The sequence below is a fragment of the Duganella sacchari genome, assembly GCF_900143065.1.
In the GTDB taxonomy this organism is placed as follows: Bacteria; Pseudomonadota; Gammaproteobacteria; order Burkholderiales; family Burkholderiaceae_D; genus Rugamonas; species Rugamonas sacchari.
In genome coordinates this window covers 1-21,638 of the sequence record NZ_FRCX01000027.1, presented here as the reverse complement: position 1 = coordinate 21,638, position 21,638 = coordinate 1, and the positions used below count along the sequence as shown (strand labels likewise).

The 21,638-nt window shown below is 49.2% G+C and carries 13 protein-coding genes and 2 pseudogenes; 9 read left to right on the top strand and 6 right to left on the bottom strand.

The window, feature by feature from the left end:
• The 5 genes and pseudogenes from BUA36_RS29545 to BUA36_RS29525 all read right to left on the bottom strand — a co-directional run.
• Window positions 1-204: pseudogene (locus tag BUA36_RS29545) on the bottom strand (IS21 family transposase); the annotation flags it as partial.
• A gap of 281 nt (window positions 205-485) precedes the next feature.
• The gene (locus BUA36_RS30595; protein ID WP_139260747.1) at window positions 486-4,799 is read right to left on the bottom strand and encodes a hypothetical protein; all 4,314 of its coding nucleotides are present in this window, start codon (window positions 4,797-4,799) and stop codon (window positions 486-488) included.
• Window positions 4,800-5,496: 697 nt separating this feature from the next.
• The gene (locus BUA36_RS29535; protein ID WP_229255848.1) at window positions 5,497-6,291 is read right to left on the bottom strand and encodes an HNH endonuclease; all 795 of its coding nucleotides are present in this window, start codon (window positions 6,289-6,291) and stop codon (window positions 5,497-5,499) included.
• A 53-nt stretch (window positions 6,292-6,344) separates the two neighbouring features.
• Window positions 6,345-7,034: an OmpA/MotB family protein gene (locus BUA36_RS29530; RefSeq protein ID WP_072791024.1), complete on the bottom strand. Its 690-nt coding sequence runs from the start codon at window positions 7,032-7,034 to the stop codon at window positions 6,345-6,347.
• 3 nt (window positions 7,035-7,037) lie between these two features.
• Window positions 7,038-8,252: a hypothetical protein gene (locus tag BUA36_RS29525; RefSeq protein WP_229255847.1), complete on the bottom strand. Its 1,215-nt coding sequence runs from the start codon at window positions 8,250-8,252 to the stop codon at window positions 7,038-7,040.
• 376 nt (window positions 8,253-8,628) lie between these two features.
• Between BUA36_RS29525 and BUA36_RS29520 the strand changes: the two genes are divergently transcribed.
• From BUA36_RS29520 to BUA36_RS30065, 3 genes are all read left to right on the top strand, one after another.
• Window positions 8,629-9,660: a nucleoid-associated protein gene (locus BUA36_RS29520; RefSeq protein WP_072791017.1), complete on the top strand. Its 1,032-nt coding sequence runs from the start codon at window positions 8,629-8,631 to the stop codon at window positions 9,658-9,660.
• Window positions 9,653-10,861, top strand: coding sequence for a hypothetical protein (locus BUA36_RS29515; RefSeq protein WP_072791014.1), 1,209 nt, complete (start codon window positions 9,653-9,655; stop codon window positions 10,859-10,861). The genes BUA36_RS29520 and BUA36_RS29515 overlap by 8 nt, the downstream gene beginning before the upstream one ends.
• A gap of 84 nt (window positions 10,862-10,945) precedes the next feature.
• On the top strand, window positions 10,946-14,143 hold the full coding sequence (locus tag BUA36_RS30065; RefSeq protein WP_084560426.1) for a tetratricopeptide repeat protein: 3,198 nt from the start codon (window positions 10,946-10,948) through the stop codon (window positions 14,141-14,143).
• 1,036 nt (window positions 14,144-15,179) lie between these two features.
• On the opposite strand, the pseudogene BUA36_RS31655 reads toward BUA36_RS30065, so the two are convergent.
• A pseudogene (locus tag BUA36_RS31655) lies at window positions 15,180-15,410 on the bottom strand (ATP-binding protein); the annotation flags it as partial.
• A gap of 214 nt (window positions 15,411-15,624) precedes the next feature.
• Between BUA36_RS31655 and BUA36_RS29495 the strand changes: the two are divergent.
• The 6 genes from BUA36_RS29495 to tnpA all read left to right on the top strand — a co-directional run.
• Window positions 15,625-16,221: a TnsA endonuclease N-terminal domain-containing protein gene (locus BUA36_RS29495; RefSeq protein ID WP_229255846.1), complete on the top strand. Its 597-nt coding sequence runs from the start codon at window positions 15,625-15,627 to the stop codon at window positions 16,219-16,221.
• Window positions 16,214-18,148, top strand: a complete 1,935-nt coding sequence (locus BUA36_RS29490; protein WP_072791006.1) for a TnsB C-terminal domain-containing protein — start codon at window positions 16,214-16,216, stop codon at window positions 18,146-18,148. The genes BUA36_RS29495 and BUA36_RS29490 overlap by 8 nt, the downstream gene beginning before the upstream one ends.
• The gene (locus tag BUA36_RS29485) at window positions 18,148-19,032 is read left to right on the top strand and encodes a TniB family NTP-binding protein (RefSeq protein ID WP_072791003.1); all 885 of its coding nucleotides are present in this window, start codon (window positions 18,148-18,150) and stop codon (window positions 19,030-19,032) included. Before BUA36_RS29490 ends, BUA36_RS29485 begins: the two co-directional genes overlap by 1 nt.
• Window positions 18,921-20,111: a TniQ family protein gene (locus BUA36_RS31650; RefSeq protein ID WP_084560425.1), complete on the top strand. Its 1,191-nt coding sequence runs from the start codon at window positions 18,921-18,923 to the stop codon at window positions 20,109-20,111. Before BUA36_RS29485 ends, BUA36_RS31650 begins: the two co-directional genes overlap by 112 nt.
• Window positions 20,112-20,658: 547 nt before the next feature.
• The gene (locus BUA36_RS29475; RefSeq protein WP_139260745.1) at window positions 20,659-21,360 is read left to right on the top strand and encodes a hypothetical protein; all 702 of its coding nucleotides are present in this window, start codon (window positions 20,659-20,661) and stop codon (window positions 21,358-21,360) included.
• A 42-nt stretch (window positions 21,361-21,402) separates the two neighbouring features.
• A partial coding sequence (tnpA, locus tag BUA36_RS29470) for an IS66 family insertion sequence element accessory protein TnpA (RefSeq protein WP_072790995.1) occupies window positions 21,403-21,638 on the top strand: 236 nt, incomplete at its 3' end.

Here is a 21,638-nt window from a genome sequence, read left to right as displayed (position 1 = left end):
GGCCGGTGGCCGGGGTGGGGGAATTTGAACTTCCGAGCCGGTGGCCACCCCGGGGGAATTTGAAACTCCCCTAATCGTGCGCTGGGCAAGGCTGCGGATGGTCTTGCGGTCGACGCTGGTGATGCGGGCGATCTCGCGCTGGCTCTTGCCCGCTGCCAGCAGGGTCAGGATGGTGGTTTGCAGATGCGGTTTCAAGACGTTCACTCCGAACTCCCTCGACGATCGAAGGAGAAAGATAACGTCCTGCCAACGGGATGCTCCCGGTGGTCGCTGCTGGCGCTTCTACAGCGCCGCTATACGGTCAGAGGGTGGGGGAATTTGGGGTGGCCAGAGGTGGGGGAATTTGACCGGCCAACGGGGCAGATTGCTCAGAAGTTAAAGTCAATCCTCCGCCCCTGATCTTTAGTGAGTCAAGTGGAGGTCATGCGTCTGCAGAGGTTGGTGCGGTCGCTCATTTGTCCGCCCGGCGTGCCGGTAAGCGGTGTTTAGGGCCACCAGCAGGCAGCTTGTCTTATGTCGTCCATGAGATCTTGAATTAAATTGTTGTCGTCGATCTTCGCGAGATGTGGCGCGGCGATCCGTATGGCCGACAAAATGACATCTCTTGACGCCACCGGAGCATCCGTCATGAGGTCGAATGCTCTCCACTTTTCCTCGGCCGTAACACAGGCCGAAACGATTTGAGCCGCAAGCGAGATACGGGTATCCGACTTTTCGGCGGCACAAGCTGTTAGGGCAGCATTCAGAAGTTCTACTCGCTCGTTTGGGGCCGTTGCCAGTTGGGACAATCGTGCAAGCGATTGCCCCGCCCCTGTTGCTGTTTTGGCGCGCGTGATGAGCTTGGGCCAGGCAGAGGTCTTATCTCCTTCGCTGAGTAATTCAAACCCCTGAATGAGTACGTGGATGTTCGAATCTTCAAGGTTCGCTGCGATTGTCCAAAACTGCGGGAGCATGTTTCGACGTAAGTCACTTAAGGGCAGGATCTTAATCGCTTCTATCATCTTGGACAAACGTTCATTTGCATCCGCGTGCGTTGCAATTTCTTCAAAGGCTTGATCGATTGCTTCCGTCACGCCTAGCATCTTGGCCACGGGTAGCAAATCGACCAGTAACGTCAAACGGAAGTAGGGGGCAAGCCCCTCAAGTCTGCTGCGCGCAACATCAAATTCGGCCCTTGTCCAGCACTCTGGTGCATAACGAGCGGCCATACCTAGCTGAAACGAATAGAAATTATCAGTTCGCTCGTTAAGTCGCTCCCAACAGAGCCGGAAAATCTCAACACGCCTCCATTGAGGGAGTTTTGGCAACTCTCTTAGTAAGGTGGAGAGGCTGTTGCCAAAATCTGTGACACGGAGAATATGTTGTAGGCCGTACTCTTCGAACCCCTCCGTTTGGGGGCATTGGTTCGAGATCTGAATGAGCAGTTCGCCGAGGTGCAATGCATATTTGACTTTGCTTAAGTCGTCGATAAGTCCGTTGAACTTCAGCGTTTTGTCTTCCACTTTGAGTTCGGAAAAGAGCGCGACAATTGTCAAACCACGGGAGTATTCGTCCTCAATTCTGCGCGCGTCGGGAAAGGCTTGCTCGACTATGATCTTTCGTAGCGTGGAGTCGGCAAATCTTGCCAGCGCCATCAGCGCGTGGGTGCGATTGTTTGCCGTAGGTAATCCCAAAACGGAGGGGTGAATGAGAGATACTGCTGCTTGTCTAGTATCCGCATGCACTAATGGCAGTACCCCTAGCAAGGTGTCGACATCCCAATAGTCGGTTGTAAGTAATGGGGCCAATATTTTCTGGAGATTGCCTTGATAATCTGTCGTTGACTGATATTGGATCTCTAAAATCTCAAGTGTCGTCGCTGCCTTTTTCAGCCGGTGCATTTGATGTTCTTCGTGAAAATCGCCGGGCCTCATCGTCCGCATTGATTGGACCGCTAGATTCAGCTTAATTAATGGCGTCAATCGTTTGAGAGAAGTTTCAAGTTGAGCGCGGTCAATCCAAATCGAAAGTCTACCCAGAGCCTCAACCTCCAACAATGGATCTGCCCCGATATCAATGTAAAGCACGCATTGCTCGACAATGCGCTTCGCATGCTCGGATCTGCTTCTGGCGTGAAGAGTCTCAATGATTGGAATCGCGGAGATCGCTGCGGAAGCTGGCGGTTGACCAATCATCATTTTCGGTATGAGGTCTCGCAAGGCTGAGTCAAGCAGTTTGTCGTCCAATACAGGCAGGAGTGTGGCGAGAATTCCAATTCGCTGTTGGTCTGGAGCTTTGTGATTAAGCCAGTTCAAGACTTGAGCAATTACGTCATCGCGTTTAGGTCCTATCAGATACTGGGTCAACTGAGCGAGTTGATGGTTAAGGCTGGCAACATCACTGGTTTGCATGATGTCGGAATGTAGTTGCTCCAATTCTGCGGGCGGCAAGCATGATGCGAGCGCGAGTGAATATCCAGTTCGATTTTCTGGCAGTTGGAGGGAGACAATATTGAGCGCCTGACGAAGCGTGATCAACTGTTCCTTAAGCGCCATAGCTAACAGTTCTGCGGGAACGTTAGTGCCCTGCGATCTGACGCTACTGACTAACAAAGCAATCTTGATCCGCAATCGCAAAGCTTTAATTTGTTCGGCTTGATAGGCCGCGCAAGGAAGCATCGCCGACGAAGCTGTAAGTAAAGAGTCGGCATAACCAGAATAGTCCTTGTCCATGCGGAACCAGGCTGTTCTCCATCCCTCTGCTAAGAGCAATTCAATATCATCTAGTGTCAACAGCTTCGCGCGACGCAGATGCTCAACATGCTGTTGCAGTACATACGGTGGAACTACAGCATTTGGGTCCGCGTTTAGCCGAGTAAGGACACTGCGCCCCCAATTTACAAAGGCGAGATCAACCGTCGACTGAGTTCTGGTGTCGCAGCGCTCTTCTCGCAAATATTCGCCGAGTTTAGGATGATTCAGTACATAGCCATGATCAATGCGCCCGTCACCTGCCACAAATCTTTTAAGGGGTTTGATAAATCTATCTGACGCAGCTGGACGAACTTGCCCTGTAAGACCAGCCACCAAATCGGTAAGATCCGGACCCTCAATAGGACCTAATGCCATAGCGAGCACTGCAAGGGCTGTATCGACTAAGTCCTGCTGGGAAGAGTCGCCCGCGAAGTGGTGTGAGTCGAAAACGCGCGAAAAATATGCAGAGAAACCAGGTGAGAGGTTATCTAGAGTTTCAACGCCAACGTAGCCTTGACTCTTCGCGATTTCACTTAGGTCTTCGGTATAAAGCGACAGCAATAGTGGTTCACCGGAAGAGAGAACCATGAGGCGATCTATTAGTGCGTCGCTCGTCAACTCTTTTGGAAATCCGGCGCTTTCAAGTATAGAAGGCACAGCAGTACGATCGAGAATTCGGAGGCCCTGTGAAACCGCTCGCGTATTTCCCTGCCAGTCAAGCCGCTTCAACCATCCTTCCGTCCCACGGTCTCCTGCCTGCTCCCTAGCGCTCACTAGTATTTTGATGTGACAAGGAAGTGACCTTGGGATTATGATTGGATTGAAGCCAGCACCTTGAGCTTCATCCAAACCATCTATAACGATTAGAATGTGTCGAGATTCCTTCGCTGCCTGCTCGAGAAGGACTGTGGAAATTCCTTGATAGTAGCTGTCGATGTCAGCTGCGGGTGGCGATAGATTTTTGCCCAACAGTCGGGCTAATTGCATTGCCAGCAGCGCATAGAAAACTACCGGACGATCCGTATTGAATCGGAGGCTGATTGGAACGAAGACCACGGACCAAGTAGCGTCAGATGCCAGGCGCTCTGTCCATTGGACTAGTAGTGCACTTTTTCCCCGTGCCGTAGGGGCGCAAATTAAATTTCTTCCGGGGGCGTTGCCATCGGACAGCCACGTGTCAAGTTGTTCATATTCAGAGTCACGACCTCCGAATGGTTGTGAACCCGTGGCGTCCGAGAGAAGATAGTGTTGCCGAAACGCCCGAATGTAGCCACGATACGGAGAAATCTCATCAAGGAGTTCCCACATGCAGCCAGAAGTCACTATTGGATGGCATGAGGTTGACTCGGCTACAAGCTCAATATTTGCTGCTCTCATTACTCCGGACAAGGCTTCGAGTGTCCATCGACTACGGCGTTCAATGATGCCGTGGGCGCTTAGCTGAATAGTTTTCCACGCGTCTTCTGCGTCTCGTTCGTTAGCACATGACCGCATGAGAACGGCCTTAGCAGCTTGTTCAGATGCGTCATCGTTGTCAGCACAATGCAGAACTACGATTCTTAACCTGGCACAGATCGTATCAACTGGTAGGTTCAGAGCTTCCAGCCGATTCTTGAACTCCGTTGTGATGCTACCTTGCGAATCTTCTCGACCCGCACCTAGCCGCATAATGCCGTTCGCGAGTCCCTGACGAATTGTGGCGCTAGTATTGTTATCGACCACAAGGACGCCATATGCGATCGTTTGCTGGTCGAGACCACGCGCTAAGGAAACGAGTGTCGTCCAGAGATCTGCGCCCTTGCTCAAACCTTTCTTGACCTGAGCCTCGACCACTAAGCCATTAGCGAGCACAAATCTTAGATCATCACCTGGCCCATTGGTTTCACACCAAATTTCAATAGGCGTATCAACCTCCAAATCCTTAACCCAGCCCAGACGCCTGTTAGCTAGCAGATGAGCTGCGGCTACTGATGCCACTCGCGCGTGAAAATTCATTCCGCCAGCAGCTGCGCTTCCACCAGCGGCATTTTCTCGTTTTGTCGCATTGATTACATTACGGCGCGTCATTGGAGTGTCTTTCGCTTACTTCTTACATTGTTCTGTTGATCAGCAGCAGCTGTTAAACTACAGAGAGGAAATTGTGGTTCGGCTCGGGAAAAGCTGGTTGATTAAATGGTTGACTATAAGCACTTTGCTCGCTCCACCATTGTGTAGGTAGCCGCTCCCATGTGCTAGTTCGTTTCGGATCTTAGGCATGAATTCAGCCAAGACTTCTACGTAAGAACGTACGAGAGGTGGCTCGAATTCCTCAAGGTGTCCCTCTGAGCTCATGCGAAATGATGTCGGACGTTTGGGCAATGGCAAGCCCTCGTCCGAAATCCACTTGCTTCGTACAGCATGTTGCATTGCAGCTCGGAGTCCTTTAATCGCTACCGTGTGACCTTCACATTCCGTCCGAAGTCGGATTGCCATTTCGAGCGCAGCGAACGCTATTTGGATCGCGGTCACGTTATATGGATAGTAAAGGCAAGAATGAATGATGAGATTTTTGGCAGTGACTACTTGTCGATGCACTTGCTCTGGGATTGCGTCGCTAATCGAGACTGAGCTCATCAACGCAAATCTTTCCTCTGGCGTCCATCCGAACATCTTTGCGCGAGGATCGAGCTGATAAAGTTCCGATGGTGAAATTACGGCTTCCATAATTAACTGAAATTAAAAAATCGCTACTGAAGTGAAGTAATGTACGGTTGGCTCTCTGCCGTCACTTTACTGGGAGTCTAGCAATATATTCACGATACCTGCTGTCGGTCTTCATATGCGCGTGCATTGGTTCTTCTGCATGGCATCCAATGCACAGCACCTCCAAATTAGAGTCGGCGTTGTCGTATTTGAGCCCGTTGCGGTGATGGGTATCTAAGAAGCGAGAGTCTGCGTCCACGAATTTAGCATTGCAGCCTTCGCATTTGTAGCCACGTGTTTTCTTTGTCCGTGCGCTGATCTCTGACCAGTTCTTGACATAGTCGTTCGTGGGCGCTGTATCAGAGGTATGCTCTGGTCGGACGGCCATTAGGTCTCGCGGATATCTATCAAAGAATTCTGCCAATGAGAAATTTTCGACAAGTTGAAGCCGTGTGCTTCTATCGGACTCGTTTTGAAATCCCTTCCAGCCAATCTGTCCAAGGCACCATTGGCATACATTTAGGCGAACGGTTTTGGTGATGCCTTGATCTGTGACGTTGAGTTTAAATTTTCCATCGTCACGGTGGTTGACCACATATCGCTCCCATCGATTCATCCGTTTCATTTTCTGCAGCGTGCTGCAGTAGGTCAGATGAAATTTAGGCAGTGAGTCTCGCCCCCGGCCGTAAGACGGTTGATCTCGAATATACACAACTACCCGATACCCCTTGTACCCCAGGGTCTTGTCATCTTGGACGTCGATGTCGTCAAAGTCGATCTCGATGCCATCACCTCGAAGACGCTCGGGAACTGGGGGTAATGTGATGTCCTTTGAAGCTTGTTGCGTGCCAAAGCGCTCGACGAGCGGCGCACCCATCGAATGCCTTAGGTGATTGAAATTTGCCCAGTCTAGAAAATTCGGTAGCTTCATCACTGTGCTTGAAGTTCTCGTGCGATTTGATCCATACGATCGCTAGCATTGGTTACTATGCGGAATTCCACCCGTTGATTTGCGAGCAAGGCCGCTGGCTTAACTGAGTCGGAAATAGGTCTTGATGATGAAAGACCATTGGCAGTGACGTGTTCGATCAACCAATGCTCATTTTTTTGAATTGCAGGAAGGCTCAGCAAAAATTCAAGCGCACTTCTGGTCCGAGCTTGCGAGAGCCCCATGTTCAAAAAATATGCCCCCTTAGGTGAAGTGTCTTTAGTCCACTGCACACTTGTGTGTCCTTCTATGCGGATCTCCTTCACTGCAGCCTTGTATTTATCGGAGGTCAGAAGCGCGACATAGCGTGGAAAGAACTCTTTAAGTATGGTTTTGAATTTCGGTTTAAGCTCGGCGGAACCTGTATCGAAGAGGACAGTCGGGTCGTTGAAGCGTACCGTCATATCCCCAAGAAGTTCCGCGTTCCATTGTTTGAGGTCTGTCGCGAACTCTTTCTGAAGTGCTTGAAGCAAGTCACTCTTTGTTTCTTCGAATTCTTTCACGACTAAGGTCGTGGTTTGCTCAACCCGTAGCATGAATGCTGCAGTTAACAGCATGAAGATCATCATGAGGCCTGTCATAAGGTCAGCCAACGGTATCCAATGAGATTGATTGCTTTGCTCAATGTCCATGGCTTACACGCTCCCTGCGAGCCTTACAACTTCGCGAAGTCTATCCGTCAAAGGCGAGTAGTCAGCCACGAATTTTTCGGAGAGGGAGGCCAGTTGGCGGCCCAACGTCTCGAGACTCTTTGTGAGCTCCTCGTTCAGCCCCTTGTCCAAGGTGATCACGCCTTGCCTTATTGTGTCGAGCGATCGGAGGAGTTCGTCATTAACCTCTTTTTGGGACTTCTTGATTGTATCGGTCAACAGTTGCTTCATCTCTGCCGAACTACTTTGTGTTAACGAGCCAAAGTTGCGTACGATCTCACTTACGTCGCCTTGAACTCTTGCGACACCTAGTTGCATACTGTTGGCTAGCTCGTCGAGCTTCGAAGCGAATTGAGGTGCGACATACTTCATTTCAACCAGTACGGTAGCAAGAGACTGCTGCGAGTGTTCAATTAGTTTGTATTGCTGCGCCAGCCCATGCAGCAGCGTCTCCAGCGCGGCGGCCGTTTCTGTGTAGGCCTCTGCGCGCTCGGCGACGACGGACAGTCCCGCAGCTGATTTGCGAAGGTCCTCGGCCGACGAGCGCTGCACACCCTGAAGAATGTCTAACTCCTCTTTGTATTGCTGCTGCCAAATGACCAGCTTCTCGACAGCCGCATTGAGGAGTTTAAAGTTTTCGCCGAATTGCTCGCTAATCTTTGTGTTGAAGTCGCGGATAACTCCTTCCAGCGCTTCTATAAGGGCCTTCGAATTATTTTCGACCATCTTCTCCGCAAACGTCTCAAATGATGCCCGCATTTTTTGCAGTTGATCAGATTGATCCGTGCGCATCAGCTTGAGTTGCGACAGCAAACTACCTTCCTCGTTCCCTGAAAGTCCTTTGTGCAGTGAGTGAAGCGCGCCTACCACATCGTCTAGATTTGCCGATTTGGGTGCTCCGTCACTTTGCTGGATCGGTGTTTTCTGAAAATGATGACGGCAGCGAATCGCTAACGACCCGAACACGCCGCTGACTGAAGCCCAAAATGCTGTTTTGACCCCTTCTAGTAGCTCAGGGACGCTGGTCGAGACATGGCCAGCATCAAATTTTAACAAGGCAACAGCAATGCCAAGGAAGCAGCCAAAGATGCCCACCGTTGTTAAAACCTCGGGGCCATGCTGAACGGCGAATCTGTTGAATCGGTAAAAGACGAAATATCCTGTCAGGAACAGATTTACCACAATGAAGAAGACAGTCATGCCATCGTGCCAGATCGTACCAAACCCCGATGCGGCAAAGGCAGAGGTTGAAAGCAACGTAAGTAGGAAAGCAAGTAGAAGTCGAGGCATAGGGATGTGAGTGGTTAATTAACAATCAACCATGTTTCCATGGAGACACCGTAGAGTATCAGTTACGTCATGGAACGACAAAGTGTTGAGGTGCAGAAGGCAGTATTTACCTGAGGTTGGTTACATTTGGTGAGAATTACTGCGAGCCACCCTGCCGTTTTTCTATTCAGTTAAGCTTGCAAGGACATGACCAGCGCAATGTTAAATAATTCCAGCTGGCAATGACAATGTTTGCGTTCCCCGTAGAAAGCGTAGATTATGATGTTTTTCTTGAAACTCATTTACTATGCCACTAGATCCAGATTCTCAGGGAACAACCATTAGTAGCATTGTGGTGCACCGTCTTTCGAAGGATGGAGATGCATTCCGTGCTGATCTTCGTCATGGTGAGAACGCGGTATCAGAGGACACCACTAAAATGGTGCAGCAACTGATCAGCGAATATGCGAAGCGTACCGGGAAAGCACATGGTCGGTTTGAAGTGGACGAAGTTAACTATCCAGTTCAAGCCCACATTCGACAGCACTTTGTGGACAGGACGACTACATATCTCGAGCTGAGTTCTTCTATGATGGCCACCCTATGCGCCAAAGCCAAGGGAACAGCAGCGACACCTGGCGGCGTGATCATCGCTCACACCGAAATCTACGGAGCGGAATTCCTTATCGTAGCGATAGTTAGCGAGGAATGGGCGCCTGCGCTGAACAAAGAGATGGAAGTGGAAGGCGGGCAGCATCTGGACATGAAGGGGTTCCGATTCGCAGGCCGCGTAAATCTGACAGAGTGGCAGTCTGGCGGCGACAAGTACCTTAGCTTTCTGAGGGGCAAGGGGCAACAAGTTTCGGCGTACTTCAAGGCATTCTTGGGCTGTGACAGCAGTGTCACCGACGCTGCAGAGACCCGTAATTTGAAAGATGCGCTGGACGAATTCGTCAAGATTTCAAATCTTGATGAACAGCAGACCCAGAATTTTTATGATAAGGCTTTTTCGCTCTGCGATCGCCTTCATAAGGAACGGTTGCCTATTGATTTTGGTGCGTTTGCAAACGAACTTTGGCCAACTGACCCTAGCAGTTTGACCCGGATTCTGAGTGAGCCTGATCGGAAGCTCTCCGACGGATTCGTTCCTGACAAGCGCGTGTATCGGGCGTTTGTTCAGTTTTCCGGAAAAACGAAGACGTGGAAAGTAGAGTTTTCGCGTGAGGCTATAAAGAGCGGCGAAATCGTTTTCAACCAAGACGAGACGCTGTCGATTACTAACATCCCGCCCGAGTTGAAAGATCGGCTGCGGAGTGAAGTCAAAGATCAGGATGAGTAGTATTCGTTTCGAGCATCTGCTTACGATCTATCGAGCTGCTAAGTTCGAGGATGATGCTCGCACAGCGGCGGTTGAACTTAAGAGCAAAGATCTGGTTGATGCAGTTGCCTTTGCGTTGAAAGATGAGAACCTTGATGATTCAGGTATCTCGATGGAGCAAGGTGAACCTGACGACGTTCAAGTTGGAGCAACGATCAGCTTGTCCATTGGTGAGCCCCGTTCCGGACTCGGTATTCTTGTGAGGAATTTCGAGGAACTGCTAAGTATAAAGAGCGCGTGTATTCGCGAGCCCAAACGTTATTTTTTGATCCGAGAGGCGTTTTCTCGGGATGATGAAATTGTCCCAGTTGCGGTTGTAAAGTATCGAAAGCTGCTTTCGTTTATCGCTTTGTTGAAGGATTGCGCCGCATATCAGGATGATGGGAAAGCCGAGTTAATTTTCATCCAGAGCGGGAAGTTTGCCATGCCTGTACGGTTTACCGCTGCTCAGCTTGCGATGCTAGAAGACAAGACTCTCGATCGATTGCTTGCGTTTTTTGATGAAGATACTCATCGTGAACAGAAGCTCTCGATCCTTACAAATACCGTCCTCTCAACTGTAACGATTGCCGCGCTCAACAAGCGTTTCCAGACGCTGCTTACCGAACTGGAAGATGTCCTTACAAAGTTTGCGGACGGGTACAAGCTTTTTATCGCCGACTTCTCGTACGACAAGGTGCGAGATGAATTTGAGACGACTAAGGTTGAGTACGCGGGCAAAATTCATAAAGTCTTTACTGACATCCAAAATCAACTTCTTTCTATTCCGGTGGCATCAGTAATTGTTGCTACGCAGATGAAGTCTGGTGCTGCAACCGATTCGACAATTTGGATCACGAACACAGCCTTGCTTGCTGGCGCTTGGATATTTGCGCTCCTGTTCGTTATGCTATGCGTAAATCAATACCGCACACTCAAGGTCTTGGATGCTGAAATTAAACGTCAAGAAGATGTGATCACAAAGAAGTATTCAAGCGTAGCGAGTATGTTCAGTGACATTTATCAGTCGCTCCACGATCGAATAAAGCTTCAGCGTAAGTTCCTGGCAGGAGTGGTTTTCATTCTAATTTTTGGGTTGTTGGGGGCACACTTTTTTTATATGAAGATGCAGGCTGCTCCAAATGTTGCTAATGCAATAGTGCAGCAGAAATCGACTAACTAACCAGCGCTAAGGCTTTTTCATCTGTTTGCTAGCGAACTCAGCTGTTAGTCGTGATCACGAATATACTATGAATAAAAAGGTTTAATGATGGGGCAGCGACGAATTTTAGTAATTGGATCGCAATGTAGCCAGTTAAATACCCTGAGCTTTTTACCTGAAGCTGCTGAGGACTTATATCGGGTTATGCTCGATCCGGGAAAAGGTGCATGTGTTCCCGCGTTGGAAAGCGGGGCTCTACTTATTGATCCAACTGTTATAAAAACTAGGGAAGCCATATCTGATGCTTATACTCGCGCCACGCGGGATAATGCGACATTATTTATCGCTTATATTGGCCATGGAGAAAGTGTTCCAGGAAGTGATGACTTTTATCTTCTCCCAGTTGATGCCACAACTCCGCCGACGTCTTATGGCGCAGTGCATTTCACAAGCATAATTAAGGAATTGCATAGGATTTCCTCGGGCAAAATTGATGGACTAGGTGTATTGATCGATACCTGTTACTCTGGCGTCGCAGGATTTGCGGCTGCCAAAACATTGATCGGGGAACTCAATGGAAATCTTCGGTTTGAGTTTTTAACTGCCACCGCTGATACCACCGCAGCCAATGGATGTTTCAGCCGAACGCTGGTCAATCTCCTTGAAAATGGCGTTTCCTCTTTGCCTACTGACTACCTGCACTGCCGTGATGTCCGGCCACTGATTGAATCCTCCTGTCCCCACCAGGTTCCCCAAAACCCCGCATATAACGCTGACAATGGACTTTGGTTGGCTAGAAATCATGGTTTACCCAAGGAACCCTGGGCGAAAACTTCAATTGCGGAAATAATTAAATCTTTGATTTTCTCCTACGTTCCTAATGTAAACTTGAAAAATATAGTTTCGTTCTCTGAAAAAAATAAACATGTTGCAATTATAGGTGCGCCAGGTTCTGGAAAATCAACACTGTGTGCGGGATTAGCATGGCCAAGTAAAACAAAAAATATTGTCCCTGTTGGTTTTGTGAATGCCGTTATTTTTATAACGGAAGCAACCTCCCCGCAGGATTTTGGGCGAATAATTGCCGACCAACTGGTAAAAAGTGTTCCTTCATTCAATGAAGCGATTTTTGCGTTCGAAAAGAACTATGTGAATTTTGATTTATTGAAATTAAGCTCGCTAGAAAGATTACTGATTGGACCCTTGAAGCATATTGGTTCAGTAGATGAGATAAGAATTGTTGTAGATTCGTTGGATCGTCTGTCATTGGGGGCTAAACGGTCAATTGTGTACGCTTTGCAGGAGTTACGGAATTTTGATTTTATAAAAACAGTTGTAAGCGCTCGCTTGACTACAGATGTCCCAGACGGCGCTATGCCATACGAGCTAGCCGCAGCAGACAAAGGAAGTATCGGGACATATCTTGTTGAGCGTGGCTTACCGAGCTCCAAATTTGATGAGATATGGCTTGCGTCCCAAGGGAACTGGTTGGTAGCTAAAATATTGGCGGATATGTTCGTTGAAAACCCCGGTTCGGCTTTTGATATGGGAACGCTGAGATTGGGCGAGATATATTCGGAAATGTTATCCCGATGCGATATAGATGAAGACGCTGTCATTGGTGTTAGAAAAATACTTGCAATTTTGGCTGCAGCGGGAGGCGGGCCTGTTTTGCCTTTAAAATTAATGGCGGCTGCCATGGGAACATTAGGCGAGGTAAACGATGTAGCGACTCTCAGGGATCGTTTGGTCGTTTTGCGCGGTATGGTTATGAGAACGGATGCAGGAACAAAAAACGAAAGCGTTGGCTTATTCCACGACACTTTCGTTGATTTTATATCATTTACTTATCCTGACGAAGTTCAATCTGCGCATATTGCATTGGTGGTAGCTATTCAATATTTGGCACCATTTGAGTATAAGTCTGTTGATAAAGATAATCAGTTTTCACGATATGCTTTTGAAAGAGAAGCCGAGCATTTGTGGAAAATTGGAAATGTTAGGGATGTACTCAATTGTTTAGATAAGCGAAATTCTTCTTCCCCGATTGAAAATTTGCAAAGATGGAAAAATTGGCATGAGCGCATCAGGGAGAAATTCGGGAATGAAAATCCTTTTGCGCTTGAATCTATGGCTCAGGTTGCCTATTGGCATGGATCTGCGGGATTTGGCGATGAAGCTTTAAAGATATATCACGAGTTACTTTACTATTTTTACAGAGTACACGGACCTGATCATGAGCAAACTTTGGCCTGTCGTCATAATGTTGCATTCTGGATTGGACAAAATGGAAATTCTAGATTGGCTTTAAAGCTATTCAAGGAGCTTTTACCTGATCGAACCCGTGTTCTCGGGCCAGAGCATCCGGATACGCTAAAAACGCTTAGCAATATCGCGTCGTGGCAACAACAGTCGGGGAATCCGCGCGAAGCTCTGAAACTTGCTGAGTCCTTGCTTGTTGATAGAACACGGACTCTTGGCAAAGATCATCCTGATGTTCTTATTACTAGAAGTAACATCGCTTTGCATACTTTTTCTGCAGGTAGTCCAGAAGAGGCTTTACGTTTGGGAATCGAACTGCTTCCGGACTTGACGCGAGTATTGGGAGAAGATAACCCCTCCGTTCTAACTTTGAGAGATAGTATTGCAAGTTGGACTGCCACCTGCCGGAGTCCTGCAGAAGGGTTGATTTTAGCCAAGTCTGTATTGCAAGATAGGAAACGTGTTTTAGGCGAATATCACCCTGACACTATACTAACTGAGGGGAATGTTGTGAATATTGCTGGCATGAACGGAGATATAGATGGATGCCTAACTTCGTTGAATGTCCTAATCCCGTTAGCAGAAAAACACTTAGGTGCTGAACATCCGACAGTCTTAGTTTTTAAATCTAATTATTTATCATTTCTTGGGCTTGCAGGAAGGAATTCGGAGCGGGCTTCTGCAATCAGAGCGTTACTTCCGATTTTCGAAAGGGTCATGGGGGAAGAACACCCTGATACTCTCTCATTGCAGTTGGCAAATGTCACGCAGATGATAGAGGAAAATGGTTATGGTGATGCATTAAAGGAAGCAGAAAGGATTTTCCCTAAATTCCTCGATGCAGTGGGGGCAGATAATCAAGTGACAGTGAACTTACAGCTACTGATTGCTCTAAGTATGCACAAGACTGGAAGATCTAAAGATGCGCAAGAGTTGGGAAGAACTATAGCGGGAAAAGTCGTGAAGGTATCGGGGGGAACTGGCCATTTTTCCAAAATGGCCAAAATGATATTAAATAACCTTGGTATAAATGATGTGTGAACGATCAATAAGATAAATTTGCATTGAATGCCTCCGCTAAGTACAAGCCAACTTTTGAGCTTGCAAGATATTTCTCTGCGGAGTGCGGGTCTATATCGTTATTAACGACTTGATTGCCTTCGAAAATGGAGTCTTGAGGAATTCCTTTGGCAAAATCTTGGGATAAGTCCGGTTGAGCTGCGACATAATCGTTAGGGTCCGCAATATTGACCCATTTTTTTAGATTTTTTGGAAAGCTAGGAGGCTGCGGTTTGAGTTTTTCATATATAACGGAGCGAAATCCTAGTGGAGAGCCAATTGTAATCAAGAGGGGAATTTTTTGATTTAATCGATGCATTGCTTCATATGCAACGACAGATCCGAGGGAGTGGGCGATTATAACTTTGGTATCTTCGGTTACCAATTTTTCGATAGATGCCATTGCGAAATCACGCACTCCCACGTCGGTAAGATACCTACTGACTTGCGAAAGTGAAGTATTCACGGCTCGCTCTGCAAATGCCATACCCACTGTTGCTACTCCGGGTACTTTGGCCAAGTTCGCTACTACCCCACGAGCGAGACTCCGAAGGCCTTGAACTTCTTCATACCTAGGCTCAATCAAAGCAGACAATCGGACAGCCTCTGCTTTCATTGTGCTATTGCTAGATCTGTTTGCAATATTAATCAGCCATTCTGTTGCGAGCCCTTCCATTAAATCAACTTGTTCGGCGGATAATTCCCCAGGAGCGGCACCTTGCTGATTTTTTATAATAAATTGATCTCCATAGAAAGCCATTTCTACGGTAATTGCCGGAGGTTTTCCAGTTCCTTTCCAAACTTGATCTGCCAGTTCTCCATAACCTGCGGCCCTGAGACCTTGCGACAATTTTGGAAGCCACTCAGCTTTGAGCGCTTGTGCTGACTTAAATTGTTGGTCGATTCCATGTACTAAAATTATTTCCGCCATATTTCCGCTTTCAATTAGATATTGAGCAATCAAGTTGATGCAAATAAAGTATTGCACTCTTATCATAAGGCTAAAACCATGTTCTCTACAATGAACAGAATTTGGTGTAACTCTGGAAAAGCAGGGATTCATCGCGGCGATCAGCTGGAAGTGGGCCGGGAAATCCGCCTGCCGGGCAGCGCGCGAAATCGTGATGTGGCCTGACTCCATCGGTTCGCGCAGCACATCCAGTACCCGGCGATCAAACTCCGGCAACTCATCAAGGAACAGGACGCCGCGATGGGCCAGCGAGATTTCGCCGGGGCGCGGAACACTGCCGCTGTGGGTTTTCGAAATTGTTGCGAATAATCAACGAAAAAATCAATGACTTATGATAGATTATTGGAAATAGCTGCGATGAATATATTGTCAAATAACTGCGACTGGGTCATTAATGAGTGGAAATAGATGCGACTATGCCCGACCACGGCAAACTCGAATTATTAAGCCCACACGACGAAGCAATTCAGGCGTTTTCCCATTTCGTTCGGAGATGCCAATTCCCTACGAGTCATCGCTGGAACGCGACTTCCTGATTCGTGCGGAACACTTCAATTGTGTTTTTGAGATCGTGCCCCAGCCCGTTAAGATTCCATTCATTGGCATGGACGGCCGACGGTACACTTATACGCCTGACTTTCTGGTTTACTATAAATTGGGTAACCACAGTCCTCTCGATCCGCCTAAGCCTTTACTCGTCGAGGTTAAACCCGAAGAAGATTGGCGGCGCCATTGGCGAGAGTGGCTCCCGAAATGGAAAGCTGCGCGGCGCTTCGCATCTGAGCGCGGCTGGGTATTCCATATTAACGACGAGTCTCGCATCCGCGACAAAGCGTTCGAGAATATTCAATTCTTGGCCCGCTATAAGCGGTTGGAGTTCGCTCCTGAGGACATCCGCGCCGTCCTTGATTCGGTCCGAGAAGTCGGCTGTCCTCCAATTCAGTATTTGCTGGAGCGGCACTTCATGGGCGCGTATCGCGGTGTCGGAATTTCTATGCTTTGGCACATGATCGCAACACGCTTGCTTGAATGCGATATATCGCAACCTCTCTCAGATCTTATTGAAGTTTGGGTATCCGACGATGAATGACCGAAACACTACGAACGAGGCTTTTGAGCCACGGCGCGAATCTGTACATATCGCTCCACGACAGCTCGTGCGTCATGGTGACGAAATTTACCGGATTGACCATGTCCTTAATTACACTAACGTCATCGGCGTCAATTTGGTAACTGGCAGATTTGCCAATCTTCGAATCAATGAACTGCGTGCGTTGACAACAGAGGATGATCCTCGAATCTCCTTGCATCGAGACGTTGCTGACTTTGAAGGCAAAGATTGGCAGGAAGCAGATGAACGCTTCAAAGCGATCAAGCCTCTTTTGGACTCAGCTAATCCCACCCGCGAGCAGGTGCAACTACGTGCGCAACAACTCAACAAGGATGTCTCTACCATTTACCGCTGGATTCAGCGATACAAAGCTCATGGAGTGACGAGCGCACTGATCCCTATAAAGCGTGGCTGGCAGGCTGGAAAAAGCCGCTTGAACCCGGATCAGGATGCTATCATCGCTGAGGTCCTCAACGACTACTACCTCAAAGGACAACGCTCTACGATTGCAAAGACTGTGCAAGAAGTGGAGCGGCGTTGTTCGCTGCGTGGCATCAAAGAACCGAGTGCATCTGCTGTTCAAAAGCGCATAGCAGAAATTCCCGAGAAAGTAAAATTACGGCGCCGTGGCTCACGTGAAAAAGCCGAAAATTTGTTCACGCCGACGCCTGGTAAATTCCCTGGTGCTGACTATCGGCTTGCAGTAGTTCAGATTGATCACACCCCAATTGACGTCATTGTGGTTGATGACGAGCACCGGAAACCTATTGGTCGGCCTTGGTTGACTCTAGCCATCGATGTCTGTACGCGGATGGTTACGGGTTATCACCTGTCATTCGACGAACCGTCAATTACTTCAGTCGCACTCTGTCTCACGAACGCTGTTCTCCCCAAGGACGATTGTTTGGTGAAGCACGGTGTGAATGCGGAATGGCCGGTATGGGGTTTTCCGACTAAGCTCCACTCCGACAACGGTGCGGATTTCCGATCTGCTAGCCTCAAGCGCTCGTGTACCGAGTATGGAATACTGCACGAATTCCGAATGCACAAGAAGCCGCGCTATGGCGGCCATATTGAGCGCTTGATGGGCACGTTTATGACGGAGATCCATGATTTGCCGGGGACGACGTTTTCTTCGGTTGAGGAAAAAGGCGAGTACGATCCCGAGAAACATGCAGTCTTGACTCGGGCTGAATTGGAAAAGTGGCTGGTTCACTTTATCACTCGGGTATATCACCAGAAGAAGCACAAAGTGCTTGAAATGTCACCGGCGCGAAAGTGGGAGCTTGAGGTTTTCGGCAGCGACGACAAGCCGGCATTGGGATTGCCGCCTGTCCCGTCGAATGGACACACAATACTGCTCGATTTCTTACCGTTTGAGATGCGGACTGTGCAGCCCAATGGGGTGAGCCTGGATAATCTCACCTATTACTCCGAAGTGCTAAATCCCTATATCAATGCCACTGATCCAGAAACCGGGGAAAAGAAAAAGTTCATCTTCAGGCGTGATCCACGAGACGTCAGTGTGTTGTGGTTTTTCGAACCTCAATTAAAACAGTACTTTCAGCTACCCACTGCCGAAAAGCTCCCGCCGTTGAGCTTGTGGGAGTATCGGGAGGTGCAAGAATACTCCAGGCAGCAAGGTGGGGCCATCGATAAGACCGGAATTTTGGCGGCATTGACTGAGATGCGCGAAATGGTCGATCAGGCTACTGCTAATACTAAATCTGCGCGTCGACGCGCGCAGAAGAGCCGTGATCACAAAAATAAGTCATCGGTGCCGGCAGTAGTGAATGACGCCACGCAGCCACCTGAGCCTGCGGCGCGACCAACGCGACCAGCACACCAAGCTTCGCCAGCGCTACTCGATGACGACGAAGTTCCGTCCTTTGGAGATGTTAGCTGATGGAATACGATCACATTCATCCGGATTTTCGCCATGTGCTCGCACTGTCGGACCAAGAGCGTAAGTATTTCTTGCAGGAGCAACGGTGGATCGGCTATCCCAGTGCAAAGTACATCATTGATACCATGCAGTCACTGATGGCGATGCCGAAGCGTACACGCATGCCGAATTTGCTGATTGTCGGTGATTCGAATAATGGCAAGACGTCGATCATCGAACGATTCAAATCGGTTTGTGGTCAGGGTTACGTTGATGACAGCGGAGAGGCAGTGAAGCCCGTCATCGTTACCGAAGTCTCTAACGCCAGCGAGAAAGGCTTTTTGATCGGCCTTCTGGAGTGCTTCTTTGCGCCGTATAAGTCTGGGAGCATTGACGTTTTGCGTCCGCAGGTGCTGCATCTGTTCCGAAAATGCCAAGTGCAAATACTAGTCATTGATGAGATACACTCGATGCTGACTGGTACCGCGAGAGAGCAGCGCGAGATCATGAATGGGATCAAATACCTTTGCAATCAGTTGCGTATTCCGGTCGTAGGGTTCGGCTTAAGAGAAGCGACAGTGGTACTGCACACCGACAAGCAACACACGAGCAGATTTGATGTCCTGAGCTTGCCGCTGTGGGAACTGAATCCTCAGTTTCAAACGCTTCTGAAAGATTTCGAATCCATCTTGCCACTGAAAAAGAAGTCTGGACTACACACTGGAAGTTTGGCCACCGCTCTGCACACTATCTCGCAGGGCAATCTGGGTGACCTTCAGAATTTGTTGGTGAGATGCGCCACCGCGGCGATCGATTCAGGAACGGAGAGAATCGACTTGGATATCATCGAGGCCCAAGAATGCATCCGACGCACTACTCATGGCATGCGGGAGAGAACAGCCTAGGTAAAGCCATTTGGCCAGTTCCCTTGGCACTCTCACCGGATGAACTACTCTCGACATGGATAGTTCGTCTGGCGCTTGCGAATGGGTGCGAGCCATTGGTTCTAACGGGGTTCCTCTGGCCAGGTTGGCGTCCGTGGACAATTGACCTCGACCGTGCCTCTGATTTTTCGTACTTGGAGCCTCTATCGAAGTATTCAGGCATCCGCATCGGAAGCCTTGTGGCAGCATCGCTGCGAGCGGTGGCTAGAGCTACAACTGGTACGAGCAAAAAACCGAATACTACCGGTCCGTGGATTCTGAGTCTTGGCACCAGAAATCGCAAGCGGCTCGGTGGCCTGCAGTACTGCAGTTACTGCTTTAACGGAGATGCCACACCATTTTATCGCCTGCAGTGGCGCCTGGCATGGCATACCTGCTGTCCCAACCATCAGGTAATTTTGAATGATCGATGCTTTTGGTGTCGGGCGGCTATCGAGCCGCACAGGCTAACGACCCGCAATTCCAACACTGCATACTGTGCAAGATGCGGCGATAATCATGGCGATTCATTGCACTTGCGTGCTGTATCTTCCGCGATGGCATTTCAGTCCTTGGCTGATGCTGTCGTGTGCAGCGGAGTTGGTAGATATGGTCCTGTACTGATGACTGCATGTGAATGGTTTATTGTGGTTCGGTATTTCCTCATGCTGCTGCGATGTACTACCCGACATCCAAACAGCAATCTGACCAAATGCCTCGTTTCTATCCACAGCCAGGTGGGTACATTGAAATCGACAATGAGTGGTTTGCCTTTCGAGTTATTGCCGCCGTTTGAGCGTGCGCAGATGCTCTGTTGTGTCTACGGCCTTGTTCAAGCTGGTCCCAAGGAACTTAAGGCAGCAATGATCAGTTGGGGTTTGACAAGCGCTACAATGATGCAGGATTGGCCAAGCGTGCCATACCCGATCAATGAGTTAGTGAATGCGTTGCCATCGAGGCGGCGCACTCGCAAGCGTAGCGGAAAGTGTTCTCAGAAGCCGAAACCACCTCAAGTGGTAATGCGCATGTGGGCAAAGTTGTGCAGAAAAAATTATGGATAACGATTTAAGGCATTTGACGCAATGCGACGGCTGCGGCACCAACATGACGAAGGCACACCGCCGGCACAAAGATCAAAAATTTTGCTCCAATTGCTATCCTAGATATTTTGTTTCTCGCGCTTGCCCCAAGTGCTCGCAGCCTAGCCGCCTGTTTAAATCAGACACGGCTGCACTATGCCGTAAATGTGAAAACAGCGGCCCATGCGTTCGCTGTGGTAAGAGCGAGTATAAGCTTGGAAAGCTGACTCCATACGGCCCAGCCTGTAATAGCTGTTCGAAATACTTCCGTCAGCCCAAGCCGACTCCGGCCGTGGATGACAATGAAGTATCTGGCTCAGCTTCATCGACCGCCGTAAGCAAATCAGATTCCATGCGAGGGACCTGTACTAGCTGCCGTCGACATCGTAAGCTCAACGGAAAGCTTTGTTTTACCTGTCTTGAACGTGGGCATATCCCATGCCCTATTTGTACAGAACTGATGCCTGCTGGACGTGGGAACGCCTGCGAGTCTTGTTATTGGTTGGGCACCTATAAGAAGCGTGTAAAGATGAATTTAGCCGGGCTCGGTAGCAAAGCCGTCGCCGGAGCGTTTGAGGCATTTTCTGACTGGCTTATCACTCATGTCTCTGCGAAGCGGGCCGCGCTGTCGATCGATCGTTATCTACATTTCTTTGTTCAGATCCAAAAACATTGGAATGGACTTCCGAGCTATGAATCGTTAGTGGATAAATTCAGTGCGGAGGGCCTTCGCCGCTTCCGGCTGCCAATGAAATGGGCGAGCGAAACTGGAGTATTTCTCGTAGATGCCGAGATGCGTGAAGCTTCGTCTGAACGCAGACGCATTGATGCATTGCTTGCAGAGGTCGCAGCCGATGACCGCTCCGCTATAGTTGGCGCGTATCTCAAATATCTTAAAGATCGCGAGGTCAACGGAGAGACGTCGCTGCGGAGCATTAGATTGGCGCTGCGCCCAGCGGTATCCCTGATGATCGAGCAGGCGAACGGCGATAAGGCTATTCCTAGCCAGAGCTCACTCGATGCGTTTCTTGTAAAGTCTCCTGGCCAAAAGGCGGCCATATGGGGGTTCATCTCCTTCTTAAACGCTAATTATGAGACGGATCTCGTGCCTCGCGTTGATCCGATTCAGACTCGTGCTCGTCGACATAAGCAGAAGGAGGAGCAGCTCATCGAGTTGCTTGGTGAGCCGGTTAAAGGTAAGCGTCCGGCCCATCCACCTATGAACGGCTGAAGTCCCAGGCCATACTTCCCCGTTTTCACGAGGGAGATAAGGATGGCAAACACCGAACGAGAAGCGCTGTGGCAAGAGCGCGTTGAGCGCTGGCGGGCCAGTGGCCTGTCGCAGCGGGCCTTTGCGCTACAGGAAGGCTATCCGATACGTCAGGTTGGCTACTGGGTCCGCCGGCTGTCAGCCGTGCCCTCCATGGCCGCGCTGGTGCCGGTCACGGTACAAGGCGCTGCGGCAGCGGCGCCGGCGATGAAGTTGTGCGGGCCGCAGGGCTGGAGCGT